Consider the following 14,208-nt stretch of genomic DNA (forward strand, 5'->3'; position numbering starts at 1 on the left):
ATGAGAGAATTTAGAAAAAAGCAAAAACGATTAAAAAAAATAATGAACTCAGTTGTTATTGTAACAGCCATTTACCTTTTTGTTTATATCGGTGTTGAGCCTGTTATGGCAAAATCGCTCGGTGCAACGATGACTATGATAGCTGCATATTTGAGTGATATTCTTGTTGTTGCGAGTATGGCTGTTTTGTTCCTGTATTTTTCAAAATACGGTAAGAGCGATAAATTCCTTGAATCTGTTGAAAATGAATTGTCCGACACAGGATATTATTTCACCGCAAGACAGGAAAAAGATATAGACAGCTATTACAACGCTGTTGTTGAGAACTTGCGACTCAATTCTTTTTCGGTTGACGAAAAAGTTGTTGTTGATGATTTTGAGTTCACCGCCCGTGCAACAAAGGGCAAGAGTGTAATCTATATTCTCAAAGAAGATGAAGTTGACAAAAATGACTTAATTGCTTATCAAGAATCGGCAATTTATGATTTGACATCAATCAACCTAAAACGCAAGGCTGATGTTGTTATGCTTTATATTTGCGACCGTGCCGATGACGGTGCCGTTTCGCTGTCAAAAATGATTACTCCGCTTGGCAGAAAAGAGCAAATCAAGATTGCAAATGCCGTTGTGGAGGTTTCATCTTCACGCTGTTATTTCCTCGGAAATAAAGCAACAAAGTGCCAACAGCTGATTGCAAATTATGCTATGAATGTTGAAGTTCCTATCAAGGACGAGTTCAAGGGTAAGGAGCAATTGCCGTTTCAGGCAGAACTTGAAGAACATATGAAAGAATTTAACATAAAAGATTTTAAAGCAGGAACATTTTATGCACATTGATTGCTGATAAAGCACCTTAATCGTGCCATAAATATATAGACCGATTTGAGCCTCCTTTGTGTAAAGGGAGGTGGCAACACGAAGTGTTGACGGAGGGATTGTAAATATATTTTGTACATTGAGCACAAAATATATTTGGCACTTTTCGTTTTTTACTCAGTCGAGGTACCATCGTACATCTTCCTTCGTAAGAAAACGAAATTTAGGCACTTTCTCAACAATCATTAATACAACTTATCCGACTACAATAAGTTGTAAAATTATATATTGTAGTCGGAAAGGATAGGCGGTTTTATGACACCGGCTGAAGAATATATAAATTCAATAAAAGGTAAAAAAGTTGCATTTGTGGGTATGGGAGTTGCAAATACTCCGTGTGCCGAATTTTTGGCAAAAAACGGGATAGAAACCTATGCTTGCGATATGCGAGATAAAAAGTATATCGGTGAGGATGTTTGCAAGCGTCTTGAAAGTTTGGGCGTTCATTTCTCACTCGGCGAACATTATCTTGATGTTTTGCCGCAGATGGACATTGTTTTTCGTTCTCACGGAATTTTGCCGTTTCAAAATCCTTGGATTGGCGAATGTATCAAAAGAGGACAAACTGTCACAACAGAAATGGAAGTGTTTTTTAAATACTGCCCGTCAAAGATTTTTGCAGTGACAGGCTCAAACGGAAAAACTACCACAACAACACTCATTTCAAAAATGCTTGAAGCAGAGGGCTACAAGGTGTTCCTCGGCGGAAATATCGGCAAAGCTCTTATGCCGTGCCTTGATGAAATCACCAAAGATGACATAGCTGTTGTTGAGCTTTCATCATTCCAACTTCTCACAATGGGTAATATGAAAAACAAGCCTGATGTTGCGGTTGTGACAAATATTGAATGTACACACCAAGACCACCACATCAGCCTTGATGAATATGTTGACGCAAAGCGTAATGTTTTGATTTATCAAAATGCCTCGCAGCGCACCGTGCTCAATGCGGATTGCGATTATTCAATCGGCAACAGCGTTTATCACGATATGAGATATGATGTAAGAGGACAGCTCTTTGAATTTTCAATCAAGCATCCTATTGAAAACGGTGCTTATATGGATGAAGCCGGCAATATTTACTATGCAGAAAACGGCAAAAAAACTCTTGTTATGAACAAGTCGGATATTATCATCCCCGGTATGCACAATGTTGAAAATTATTGCACCGCTATTTCTGCTGTTTGGGGTATGGTCGGTGTTGACACAATCAAAAAAATTGCACAGACCTTTGGCGGTGTTGAACATAGAATTGAATTTGTCAGAGAGTTTGACGGAGTAAGATATTATAACGATTCTATCGCAACTTCACCGAGCCGTGTAATCAGCGGACTAAAGGCGTTCGGTACAAAAATTATTGTTCTTATGGGCGGAAGCGACAAGGGCAACGATATGTCCGAAATGGTGCCGTATATTTTGAAATATGTAAAACTTCTTGTACTCAATGGTGCAACCGCAGACAAGATTTACGATACAATTGTTGCCGACCCGAATTACAAGGATAGCGGTATAGTAATTGAAAAAGTGCCTACAATGGCAGAGGCTCTTGAGGTTGCAAAGTTAAAGGCACAGCCGGGCGATATAGTTTCACTTTGCCCTGCGTGTCCTGCTTTTGACCAGTTCAAAACATTTGAATACAGAGGTAGAGAATTTAAAAGATTGGTTAATGAGTTTTGATATGAACACTACTGAACTATTGAAAAAACTGACATCAGCAGTCGGTGTCAGCGGTATGGAAAATAATGTGTCAGCCTTGCTTGCCGATATGCTCAAGCAGTACGGCGAAGTTACGGTTGACGATATGAACAATGTTGTTTGTATCTTTGGCAAAGGTAAGCATTTTTTGCTTGATGCTCATCTTGACGAAATCGGTTTTATTGTCAAGGCTATTACAAATGACGGATTCATCAAAGTTGACAAATGCGGCGGAATTGATGAAAGAATGCTCCTTGCAAGCGAAGTTTCCGTGTGGGGCAAAAAAGAGGTTAGGGGAGTTATTTCAAACTTGCCTCCTCATCTCCAAAAATCAGGTGAGAAAAAACCGCCAAAGATTGACGAAATCGCAATTGATGTCGGTATGACAAAGGCTGAAGCGGAGAAAGTTATTTCTCTCGGCGACCGTGTAACATTCAAGCGTAATTTCAATGAACTTGTCGGCACACAAGTTTGCTCAAATGTTCTTGACGACAGAAGCGGTGTTGCTTCAATATTGCTTGCAGTTGAAAAATTAAAGGATGTTGATGCAAAGATAACCGTTTGCTTTTCTTCCCAAGAGGAAGTCGGCACAAGAGGTGCAAAGACTGTTGCTTACGGCAAGGATGTTGACGAAGCAATTGTTGTTGATGTGTCCTTTGGCTACACTCCGATGTGCAAAAAATCAGACTGTGGTGAAATCGGCAAGGGTGTTATGATTGGTGTTGCTCCGATTTTGGATAGCGCTATGTCACACAAAATGCAAGAGATTGCAAAGTCTATGAATATTCCTTATCAAATCGAGGTTATGGGCGGTGGTCACACAGGCACAAATGCCGATGTGATTACAATCAATCAGCGTGGAATAAAAACTTCGCTTCTTTCAATCCCTGAAAAATATATGCACTCACCGATTGAAATTGTTGATACAAAGGATGTTGAAGCAACAGCCGATTTGATTTGCGAATATATCAAGGAAAGTGTGGGTGATGTAAATGCTTAAGGAATTGTGTCTTATTAACGGCACTTCGGGTGACGAGGGCAAGGTACGAGATTATATTATCAATCAAATCAAGGATTATTGTGAATATTCGGTTGATAATATGGGGTCGATTATTGCGTATAAAAAGGGCAAAAAAGCGCCCAAGCAAAAGATTAGCATCAACGCCCATATGGACGAGGTCGGATTTATTGTAACAGGCATAACGGATGACGGCTATTTGCGTTTTACTTCTGTCGGCGGTATAGACAGCAGAGTTTGCCTTGACCGAATTGTTACGGTTGGCAAAAAAGCTGTTAAAGGTGTAATCGGCGATAAGGCTTTTCACCTCCTTTCTTCTGATGAAAAGGACAGCTGCCCGAGTTTTGATGATTTGCTTATCGACATCGGGGCAACTTCAAAAGACGAGGCAGAGCAATATGTTTCACTCGGCGATTTTGCATATTTTTACAGCGATTATGTAGAACTTGGCAACGGATATATCAAGGCAAAGGCACTCGATGACCGTATAGGTTGTATGCTGATGATTGAACTTATAAAAAGCGAACTTGAATATGATACAGTATTTTGCTTTAACGTTCAGGAAGAAGTCGGACTTCGTGGCTCAAAATGCACTTCATATGCTGTTGATGCAGATATTGCGATTGTTCTTGAATCAACAACAGCAGGTGATTTGGACGGCGTCAGCGGTGCAGACAGAGTTTGTGTCCTCGGTGACGGTCCTGTAATTTCATTTATGGATAACCGTACGATTTATGACCGAGAACTGTTTGAACTCGGCTTTGCTGTTGCAAAGGAAAACAATATTCCTGCTCAAACAAAAACAGCGGTTGCGGGCGGCAATGACGCAGGTGCAATTCAAACAAGCGGTGACGGAGCAAGAGTTATGGCAATTTCGCTCCCGACTCGCTATATTCATTCGGGTGCAAGCGTAGTGAAAACATCCGATATAGATGATACAAGGAGATTACTAAAGGCGTTGCTACCTAAATTGACCGATTAATCAGATAGGTATGCCTTAATGAATTTATGATAGAAATAATAGACTCGGCAGAACAATTTAACGAATGGACAAAGCGTGACATCTACTCAATCAGGGTGTTGTCATTGCTTGAGTCCTATGGAACAAAATATCACTTTGCAACATTTTATCGTCAAATTATTGACGGCAAAATCACGGCAATTCTTTCTCGACTTGACAACGACATAACCCTTGCACTTGATGACGGCTTTGACAATGCGGAATTTGTAAGGTTCTTTTGCATTACGGGGCACGGTGCGATTCTTTGCGACCCGTCATTTGAATTCGGTGCAAAGTATGACGAGGGCGTAATTATGTCGTGTGAGCACAAGATGGAAAGCGTTGTTCACGGAGCAGAAATTGATGAATACCCAAAACTTATGGACCTCTTCAATTTTGTGGATTATGACGGTCAGGATTTCAAGGCTTGGTATGTTGATGTCAGCCATAGAATCAGGCATAACACTGCAAAGGCATATACCTTGAATTTTGACGGAAACATCATTTCAAGCGGTATTTTGTCATCAATTTATGACGGCTACGGTGTGCTTACAGCCGTAAGAACGGCTGATGAATTCAAGCGAATGGGCTATGGCGGACAGCTTGTAAAATATATCTGCTCGGATGTGAAGAATACCGTATATATTATGCGTGAGCAGAACATGAACGAGCATTTTTATAATGAACTCGGATTTGAAAATATTGGTGTATGGAGAATGTACAGATGAATCCTTTTTTTAATATTGATGAAAGAATAGAGGCAAAATCTCAGGAAGCACTTGAAAAGTGCAAAGATGCCTTTAAATATATTGATGAAATAACAGAATACAATCAACTCAAGGTGCAAAAGGCTTTTATTGATAATGGTATATCCGAAAGTCATTTTACATCATCAACAGGCTACGGTTACGGTGACCGTGGCAGAGAAACTCTTGATAAGGTATGGGCACAGGTTTTCGGTGCAGAGGACGCTCTTGTTCGTCATAACTTCACTTGCGGAACACACACACTTGCAACTGCACTTTTCGGCGTGCTTCGTCCGGGTAACAAAATGCTTTGTGTAACAGGCACACCGTATGATACCATACATAATGTAATCGGTATTTCGGGCGAGGGAATGGGCTCATTAAAGGAATTCGGAGTTGAATATGATGAGGTTGCTTTGAAAGATAATGTGCCTGATTTGGAAGCTATCAAAAATGCTGTTGATGACAGCGTGACTATGGTTTATATTCAGCGTAGCAGAGGCTATGAACTTCGTCCGTCGCTCACCGTTGAGGTGATTGCCGATATAGTAAAAGTGGTTAAAGAAAAAAATCCAAATGTAATTGTTATGGTTGATAACTGCTATGGTGAGTTTACTCAAAAACTTGAACCTACCGAGGTTGGCGCAGATTTGATTGCAGGTTCACTCATTAAAAATGCAGGAGGCGGAATTGCAAGCACAGGCGGTTATATCGTAGGCAGACACGATTTGGTCGAAAAATGTGCTTATAGGCTTACTACTCCCGGACTTGGCAAAGAGGTTGGTTGCACAATCGGTATGAACAGAGAACTTTATATGGGTTTGTTCTTTGCTCCGCACACCGTTGGTGAAGCTCTTAAAAGTGCTGTTTACATTTCTGCCCTTTTTGAGGGTTTCGGTTATGATGTAACACCGAAATATAACGAAAAAAGAGGCGATATCGTTCAGTGCCTCGGTCTTGAAAATAAAGAAAGTCTTGTTGCTTTTTGTCAGGGCGTTCAAAGCGGAAGTCCGATTGACAGCTTTGTTTTGCCGGAGCCGTGGGATATGCCGGGTTATGACAGCAAGGTTGTTATGGCAGCAGGTGCGTTTACATTAGGCTCATCAATCGAACTATCTGCCGACGCTCCTATTCGAGAGCCGTTTTATGCTTGGATTCAGGGCGGACTTAATTTTCATTCGGCAAAAATTTGTGCAAAACTTGCGGCACAATCTATGCTTAATAAGGGGTTGTTAAAAGGTGGAATATAACTATAAAGGAATAAAGCCTGAAAGTATCGAGCTTCTTTGCCTCAACCGTTTTAATGATTCAAAACCGTTTTATGAGGAACACAAGGAAGAACTTAAGCAGGGTATCACTGTACCATTAAGACAAATGGTTCTTGATATGTCGGATGTGTTGTTTGATATTGACGACAAAATGTATCTTGACCCTGTCAGAGTTCATTCTCGTATTCACAGGGATACAAGGGGCAACCGCTCTAAAATCAAGTACAGAGAAAATATGTGGGTGTTTTTCAGACGATATAAAAAAGAATATCCGTGTGCACCGTTTTATTATTTCGAATTCTATCCAAACAGCTATGGCTACGGTCTTGTTTTTTGGACTTGGAAAGCAAGTGATTTCAGGCTTGTTCATCAAATGATTGTTGAACAGCCAAAAAGATTCAGAAAAGCACTAAAGGCTTGTGAGGATGCAGGCTTTACCTTTGAAGCAAGAGATTTTTACAAAAAAGAAGTTTATCCCGATGCTCCAAAGGATTTAAAACCTTATTTGCTTGCGAAAAATTTTTCGTTCACATACAACAGCTTTGATATGAGCAGAATAGCGTCAAGCACAATTATTGACGAAATGAAACTTGCTTTTGATATTGCTCGTCCTATGTACGAGTTTATGATTGAAGCACACGAAAAAATGATGCTTGAAGGCTTGATTAAACCGGAGGAATAATTGCTATGTTACAGCTTATACTCGGTCGTTCCGGCAGTGGTAAAACTGAATATGTCTTTTCGCAGATAAAGAAACTTGTTGAAAACGGCGAGCAAAATATCCTTTTGCTTACTCCGGAGCAGTATTCATTTATCAGCGAAAGACGACTTCTGAAGGATTTGGGAGAAAGTAGGGTCAATTCGGTAGAGAATGGCTCTTTTTCTCGTTTGTCAAATGAAATCTCACGCAGGTACGGTTCTGCTCCGCTTCCCATTCTCACCAAAGGTGCAAAGGCTGTTGTTTTCAAAAAGGCTTGTGAGAATATAAAAGATGAGCTCAAACTGTTCGGTAAAAATATTGATAATGTTGCTTTTATTAATTCGGCAATCAATATTTATGACGAAATGAAGTCTTGCCGTGTCGGTGCGGATGATATTATGCAGGCTTCTGTCAATACCGAAAAAGAAACTTTGTCGCAAAAACTTCACGATATTTCTCTTATTATGTCTGCATATGATTTGTATATTGACGGCAAATTTCTTGACGGTGCAAGCGAATTAACCCGACTTTATACAAAACTTGTTGACCTTGATTATTTTGTCGGCAGAACGGTTTTCATTGACGGATTTAACGGCTTTGTTGCACAGGAATACAAAATTCTTGAAGTGATTTTGTCGCAGGCAAAGGCTGTTTATGTGACTTTTTGTACCGATTCGCATATTAATAACGATAAATACAATTTGTTTTCTTATGTAAATAACAACATCAATTATTTGAGGGAAGCAGCTGAAAATGCAGGTGCTTCAATGCTTGAACCCATTTATCTTAAAGATAATCACAGATTTAATAATGATGAGCTTATTCTTTCTGAAAAATTTTTATTTTCGAATGTAAAAAACACTTCCGGTGATATTCCGCAAAACATTGAACTTTATAGTGCAAAGTCGGTTACAGATGAATGCGATTTTGTGTCCGACAGAATATCAAAACTTCTTCGCTCGGGCGTCAAAGCGTCTGATATAGCGGTTATTTGCAGAGATTTGGATAAATATCAAAAGGAACTTCAGTTCTCTTTTTCAAAATATAACATTCCTTATTTCAATGATGAAAGGCAGAATATTTCATCCGAGCCACTCATTATGTTTGTGAATTTCTTAATGAGGTGCAGTATTTATTCTTTGTCGTCAAATGACATATTTTCTATGCTTAAAACAGGGTTGACCGCTCTTGATGATGAGGCTGTCAATGAACTTGAAAACTATGCTTTTATTTGGAATATCAAAGGCTCAAAGTGGAAAAAGGAATTCACCAATTCACCAAAAGGCTTTTCCGAGGAAATGTCCGACAATGATTTGAAAAAACTTGAAGCAATCAACAAAAGCCGAGAGTATGTTGTTGAAAGAATTCAAAAATTTAATTCGGCTTGCAAAAAGAAAACCTCTGCCGATATTTGCAAGGCAATTTATTTCACGCTTATTGATTTTTCTGTTGACGACAAACTTCGTGGACTTGCACAATCGCTTAACGACAGCGGAAAGTCGGTTCTTGCGTTTGAACAGGGCAGAGTGTGGGATTTGCTTATGGATATTCTCGACAAGCTTGCCACAATTTCCAATGACCAAAATATTACTGTTAAGGAATTTTATAAGCTGTTCAATCTTATGATTATGAACGAGGATTTAGGAAATGTTCCGTCAGGTCTTGACAATGTTCAAATCGGTTCGGCTGATAGAATAAGATGCAACAATCCTTATGCTGTTTTTGTTGTGGGTGCAAATGAGGGCGAATTCCCTCAAAGTGTCTCTTCGTCCGGCTTATTGTCCGAAAGTGACAGAAATATTCTTATTGAAAACAAATTCAAACTTTACGCTTACGGCGAAACTCTTAATGCGCAGGAAAAGTATTTTGCTTATATGGCTCTTTCCGCTCCGAGTGACAGATTGTTTGTTTCGTTCAGAAACAGCTCTGCCGACGGTGCCGAGAGTATTATTGTCAGCGAATTGAAGAACATTTTTTCAAATTTAGAGGTTCATTCTGCCGAAGCCGAATATTCCGTTTCGGCTGCGGAAACAGATGCTAACACTTTTGAAATTCTTGCTTCAAATTTTGATGATAACACAGAGTTTATTGCAACATTGAAAGAGTACTTTGCCGATAAACCCGAATTTGAAAGCAGACTTTCAGCAGTCAAGCGTCTTTCAAAAAATGAAGATATAACAATCAAAAATTCTGATTTGGCACGAAAACTTTTTAAAAACGATATGTATTTGTCGGTTTCAAAAATTGAGGATTACTATAAATGTGCTTTTAGGTATTATTGCAAATTCGGTCTTAATGCACGCCCAAGAATTAAGGCTGAAATGAATCCTATGGAAACAGGTTCTGTCATTCACTATGTTTTGGAATGTATTGTCCGAGATTACGGCTCAAAAGGGCTTATCGAACTTAATTCAAGGCAAATCACATCAGAGGTCAAAAAATACCTTAAACAATATCTTGAAAGCAAAATGGGCGATTACAGCGAATTTACGGTTAGATTCAAATATCGCTTTATGTATCTTTCAAAGCTCATTTCGTGTGTTGTTTTGAGACTTCGTGAAGAATTCGAAAACTGCGACTTTGAACCTAAAGCATTTGAACTTTCAATCGGCAACGGTGAAAACGGCGAAAGCGTAAAATCGCAGGCTATCAATTTGCCTGACGGCGGTACAATTCAAATCCGTGGCTCAATTGACCGTGTTGATACATATACCGAAAACGGCGAACAGTATGTTCGTGTTGTTGATTATAAAAGCGGAATAAAGAAGTTTAAGTTGAGTGATATTCTCTACGGACTTAATCTTCAAATGTTTGTGTATCTGTTCACTCTTTGCAAAAGTGACAATGAACTTGCAGGCAAAGAGGCAGGTGTGCTTTATCTCCATTCTTCAAGAAAAATATATAACGTTTCAAGAAATGATATTGACTTAAGCGTTTTAAAGGAAGACAGCGATGCTTATAAGATGGTCGGCGTTGTTCTTAATGACGAAGAAAATCCAATTGCAGAACATATGGAACACGATTTAAGAGGCGAGTTTATTGATGTAAAATGCTCGGCTAAAAACGGCGTCAGCGGAAGTATTGTATCTCTTGAGGATATGGGCAGAATTTCACGCAAGATTGATAGTTTAATTGAGCAGATGGGCGTTGAACTTCATATGGGCAAAATTATGCAAAACCCCGTTAATTCAACAAATCATAACAATACTTGTGAATTCTGTGATTATTCCTCTGTTTGTGCAAACAGAAAGGAAATTGAATTAAAGGAAATTGAAGAACTTTCGTTTTCCGATACTCTTAAAAAACTAAAGGAGGATGATGCAAATGACTAAATGGACAACACCACAAAAAAATGCCATTGAAGCTCGTGACAGTAACATCCTCGTAAGTGCCGCAGCAGGTTCGGGTAAAACTGCAGTTTTGGTTGAGCGTGTAATACAACTTATTACCGATGTTAATCTCAATGTGGATGTCGACAAGCTCCTTATCGTAACATTTACCAATGCTGCCGCAGCCGAAATGAAAAGCAGAATTGCAAAAGCATTGCTTAAAATTATAAAAGAAAATCAAAACGACACCAATGCGCACAGACAACTTGCTCTTTTGCCAAATGCAAAGATTTCAACAATAGATTCGTTTTGTATCGGTCTTGTCAGAGAAAACTTCTTTAAACTTGATATTGAACAGGATTTCAAGATTCTTGACAATTCCGAAAATGCCGTTTTGGAAAAAACGGCTATGGATGAAGTGCTTGATTTTCTTTATGAAAACGGCGGAGAAGATTTTAAGGATCTTGTTAATATGTTTTCATCAACCAAAGATGACAAGGGCTTTGCAGAGGTTGTAAACAGAATAAGTCATTTTATTTCTTCACAGGATTTTCCTGATTTGTGGCTTGACAAAATTTGCGAGATATATAATCCCGATATAAAATTTGAGGATTCGTTTTGCTCGGAATATGTTGTTAATGAAACAAATTCGCTTTTGGATGTCGTTGAAGATTTGCATCAACAGGCTGTTGATTCTTTGGATTTATCAGATGAAAAGCATATAAAACTGTTTGATGTGCTTGAAAGTGATCGTTCAACAATTGACACCCTGAGGGAATATGCACAAACGGACAAATGGGATAAAATGCTTGACACAATAAACAATCTTTCGTTTGAAAGATTTCCGTCATTTAAATGTGACGGAAAAGCCTTTGTCAAGTCAAACAGAGATTTGTACCTTGATATAATCAAAAATTCGATTGCAAAGATGTATTCCGTTAGCAGCGATGATTATTTAGATGATTGTTATGCTCTATATCCCGTGATTAAGCAGTTGACAGAAACGGTCAAATTGTATAATAAAAAGCAACTTGAAATGAAAAAGGAACTTAATTCATTCACTTTTTCCGATATAGAACATTTTGCAATTAACCTTTTGTTTTATCTTGACGAGTCGGGCGAAATAGTTAAAACACCTCTTGCATATGAACTTGAAGATTCTTTCTATGAAATTCTTGTAGATGAGTATCAGGACACAAACTCGGCGCAAGATAAATTGTTTGAGATTTTGTCAAACGGCAAAAACCGTTTTATGGTTGGAGATGTGAAGCAGAGTATTTACAAGTTCCGACTTGCAATGCCTTTCATTTTCACCGATAAAAAAGATTATTTTGCATATTACGAAAAAGGCAGTGACAATATTAATCAAAAAATTATTTTGAGCAAAAACTTCCGTTCTCGTAAGGGAGTTTGTGATTATGTAAATTTTGTTTGTTCACATATTATGTCAAAAGAAGTGGGCGGTATTGATTATAACGAAGAGGAAATGCTCAATTCTAATGATGATTTCAAGCCTTCTGATGTGCCGTCTGCTCAAATCAAATATATTTCCACTCCCGATGGTGAAAACACTATTGAATACGAAGCACAACAAATTGCAAACTACATACTGGAAAAAGTCGCAAGCAAGGAACAAATCAAAGACGGAGATACATACAGAGAAATTCGTTATGGAGATTTTGCAATTCTTTTGAGAAGTGCAAAGACAAAAATCAATGCCGTGACCGATGTCCTTGGTCAATACGGTATTCCGACAGTTGCAAATAATAAGCTCAATCTTTTTGAAAATAAAGAGGTTGTTATTTTGCTGAATTTCTTGCGTGTAATTGACAATCCTACACAGGATATTCCGCTTCTTGCAACTCTTATGTCTGTGTTTTACGGCTACACAGCTGATGATATTTCACAGGCAAGAGTAGATTGTCCTTACGGTAATTTGTATTCCGCTGTTTCAAAATCAGATATTTTTTCAAAATTTGTTGATGATTTGAAGAAATATAGAGAATACGCTTCGTCAATGAGCGTTGAAAATTTTGTTAGGCAGATTATCGGCGACACATCGTATTTGTCGGTGATTTCTGCAATGGGTAACCACGAGCAACGAGTACAAAATGTCAAACTCCTTGTTGATATTGCCAAAAGATTTGATAATGGCGAAAATGTCGGATTGACTGCATTTATCAGATATGTTGATTCTATTATTGAAAACAAGTTCAATGTTGAAAGTGCTTCTGTAAACGATGCAGGCAAGGACGCAGTTGCCGTTATGACCGTTCATCGCTCAAAAGGTCTTGAATTTCCTGTGTGTATTCTTGCAGGAGCAAGCGGTAAATACAATAAAGATGATATAAATAAGGGAATAATTCAACTTAATCCAAAGTACGGTGTCGGATTAAAGGTCTATGATGCTTCAAGACTTTGCAGATACGATTCGCTTCAATTCAGCGTTTTAAGGGATATTAATAACTATGATATGATGAGCGAAAATCTGCGAGTACTTTATGTTGCGATGACAAGAGCAAAGGAACAGTTTGTAACCTTTATTTCCGTTTCATCAAATGGCGTAGAGCATTATGTTGATTCTGTTTCAAAAAAGCTAATATCATCAAGTTTATCTTCGGCGTCAGTCATTTCTCCGTATGTTGTAAAAAAAGCGAACACCGATGCGGAATTGCTGACTCTCTGTGCACTTATTCATAAAGACGGAAAAATTTTGCGTGATATGTGCTCAAAAGACGATATAGGTTTTGATATTTATGCCGATTTCAAACTTGATATTGAAATTCTTGATGAAAACAAAAAACCGGAACAGCAGGACGAACAATCTGCTTCGTCTAATGCGGAACTTCTTGCTGAATTGAAGGATAAACTTCAGTTTAAGTATGACAGGCTTGAATTGTCTGCATTTACATCAAAACGCACCGCTTCATCGCTTGATGTTGCAGAACAGGATTTCAAGTATCTCACATCATCGAAGCCTGCATTTTTGAGCAAAGCTAATATGACATCGGCTCAAAAAGGAACGGCTATGCACACGTTTATGCAGTTCTGTGATTATTCTGTATCAAAGAATAACCTTGAAGCTGAAATTGAACGATTGGTTTCTATGTCGTTTTTGACCGAAGAACAGGCAAACAGTCTTGACAGAACAAAATTGACTGCATTGTTCAACGGCGAATTTGCTCGGCGAATGTTTGGCAGTGATAATATTTATCGTGAAATCAAGGTTTCTTCTTTTGTTCCTGTTAATGAAATTGAGAAAACCGATTATACAGATGAGGTTTTGATTCAGGGTATAGCCGATTGTGTGTTTGAAGAAAACGGCGAACTTGTGCTTGTTGATTACAAAACCGACAGGGTAGACTCTGAAGAAGAATTACTCGAAAGATACAAAAATCAAATTGCTTTTTACAAAAAAGCAGTGGAAAAAACACTGAATAAACCGGTAAAAGAGGCGCTTCTTTACTCGTTTTCACTAAATAAAGTGTGTATTTACAAATAAATTGAAAAAAACACTTGCATTTTGTGTTAAACTTTGTTATAATTCTTGCGTTATAAGATTTAGTTGATAACAGC

At 38.4% G+C, this 14,208-nt stretch carries 9 protein-coding genes; all 9 read left to right on the plus strand.

The genetic code is table 11. The features are described from left to right. The 9 genes from B5D29_RS04585 to addA all read left to right on the plus strand — a co-directional run bounded on the left by B5D29_RS04585 (position 1) and on the right by addA (position 14,134). On the plus strand, positions 1 to 837 hold the full coding sequence (locus B5D29_RS04585; RefSeq protein WP_078768412.1) for a hypothetical protein: 837 nt from the start codon (positions 1 to 3) through the stop codon (positions 835 to 837). Between the two features lie 294 nt (positions 838 to 1,131). Continuing rightward, on the plus strand, positions 1,132 to 2,553 hold the full coding sequence (gene murD / locus B5D29_RS04590; RefSeq protein ID WP_078768413.1) for a UDP-N-acetylmuramoyl-L-alanine--D-glutamate ligase: 1,422 nt from the start codon (positions 1,132 to 1,134) through the stop codon (positions 2,551 to 2,553). 1 nt (position 2,554) lies between these two features. Beyond that, complete coding sequence (locus tag B5D29_RS04595; RefSeq protein ID WP_159443400.1) at positions 2,555 to 3,571, plus strand: M42 family metallopeptidase; 1,017 nt, start codon at positions 2,555 to 2,557, stop codon at positions 3,569 to 3,571. Beyond that, complete coding sequence (locus B5D29_RS04600; protein WP_078768415.1) at positions 3,564 to 4,571, plus strand: M42 family metallopeptidase; 1,008 nt, start codon at positions 3,564 to 3,566, stop codon at positions 4,569 to 4,571. Before B5D29_RS04595 ends, B5D29_RS04600 begins: the two co-directional genes overlap by 8 nt. Before the next feature lie 26 nt (positions 4,572 to 4,597). Beyond that, positions 4,598 to 5,317: a GNAT family N-acetyltransferase gene (locus B5D29_RS04605; RefSeq protein ID WP_078768416.1), complete on the plus strand. Its 720-nt coding sequence runs from the start codon at positions 4,598 to 4,600 to the stop codon at positions 5,315 to 5,317. Then, the gene (locus B5D29_RS04610; protein ID WP_078768417.1) at positions 5,314 to 6,585 is read left to right on the plus strand and encodes a methionine gamma-lyase family protein; all 1,272 of its coding nucleotides are present in this window, start codon (positions 5,314 to 5,316) and stop codon (positions 6,583 to 6,585) included. Before B5D29_RS04605 ends, B5D29_RS04610 begins: the two co-directional genes overlap by 4 nt. Next, positions 6,575 to 7,285 (plus strand): DUF2461 domain-containing protein, encoded by a 711-nt coding sequence (locus B5D29_RS04615; RefSeq protein WP_078768418.1) that lies wholly within the window; start codon positions 6,575 to 6,577, stop codon positions 7,283 to 7,285. The genes B5D29_RS04610 and B5D29_RS04615 overlap by 11 nt, the downstream gene beginning before the upstream one ends. 5 nt (positions 7,286 to 7,290) lie before the next feature. Further along, on the plus strand, positions 7,291 to 10,635 hold the full coding sequence (locus B5D29_RS04620) for a PD-(D/E)XK nuclease family protein (RefSeq protein ID WP_078768419.1): 3,345 nt from the start codon (positions 7,291 to 7,293) through the stop codon (positions 10,633 to 10,635). Continuing rightward, positions 10,628 to 14,134, plus strand: coding sequence for a helicase-exonuclease AddAB subunit AddA (addA, locus tag B5D29_RS04625; protein ID WP_159443401.1), 3,507 nt, complete (start codon positions 10,628 to 10,630; stop codon positions 14,132 to 14,134). The genes B5D29_RS04620 and addA overlap by 8 nt, the downstream gene beginning before the upstream one ends. Positions 14,135 to 14,208: the final 74 nt, after the last annotated feature.

The organism is Eubacterium coprostanoligenes (assembly GCF_900167205.1).
GTDB lineage: Bacteria > Bacillota > Clostridia > Oscillospirales > Acutalibacteraceae > Eubacterium_R > Eubacterium_R coprostanoligenes.

Bases quoted from the DNA above. Each gene is read 5' to 3' on its own strand.
- B5D29_RS04585 (WP_078768412.1), top strand. From the start codon at position 1: ATGAGAGAATTTAGAAAAAAGCAAAAACGATTAAAAAAAATAATGAAC.
- murD (WP_078768413.1), top strand. From the start codon at position 1,132: ATGACACCGGCTGAAGAATATATAAATTCAATAAAAGGTAAAAAAGTT.
- B5D29_RS04595 (WP_159443400.1), top strand. From the start codon at position 2,555: ATGAACACTACTGAACTATTGAAAAAACTGACATCAGCAGTCGGTGTC.
- B5D29_RS04600 (WP_078768415.1), top strand. From the start codon at position 3,564: ATGCTTAAGGAATTGTGTCTTATTAACGGCACTTCGGGTGACGAGGGC.
- B5D29_RS04605 (WP_078768416.1), top strand. From the start codon at position 4,598: ATGATAGAAATAATAGACTCGGCAGAACAATTTAACGAATGGACAAAG.
- B5D29_RS04610 (WP_078768417.1), top strand. From the start codon at position 5,314: ATGAATCCTTTTTTTAATATTGATGAAAGAATAGAGGCAAAATCTCAG.
- B5D29_RS04620 (WP_078768419.1), top strand. From the start codon at position 7,291: ATGTTACAGCTTATACTCGGTCGTTCCGGCAGTGGTAAAACTGAATAT.
- addA (WP_159443401.1), top strand. From the start codon at position 10,628: ATGACTAAATGGACAACACCACAAAAAAATGCCATTGAAGCTCGTGAC.